Origin of the sequence: Pseudomonas sp. SIMBA_067 (assembly GCF_046534675.1) — a bacterium.
Lineage (GTDB): Bacteria > Pseudomonadota > Gammaproteobacteria > Pseudomonadales > Pseudomonadaceae > Aquipseudomonas > Aquipseudomonas putida.
In genome coordinates, this window is record NZ_JAWRYH010001102.1 from 1 (window position 1) to 245 (window position 245).

The 245-nt window shown below is 57.1% G+C and carries 1 pseudogene; it reads left to right on the forward strand.

The annotated features are described in order from the left end of the window. Positions 1-245: pseudogene (locus SB765_RS32685) on the forward strand (TonB-dependent receptor); the annotation flags it as partial.

Below are 245 nucleotides of genomic sequence, written 5' to 3' on the forward strand. Positions count from 1 at the left end.
GCGAACGCTTCGAGGCAGGCCTGAACCTGCTCGACAGCCGCGGGCGCAGTGAATACGACAATCCGTACGGACGCTTTGATCAAACCACTAACCTCTCTTATGAGCAAAAACCCTACACCGACTTCAGCGTCAGCAGCCTGGGCACTTACTTCGACGCCCAGCTCAACAACACCTGGCATTCACGCCTGGAGCTTGCCCACAGCGAAAACCGTGACGACAAACGCGACAAGCTCAGCGATGAGCAC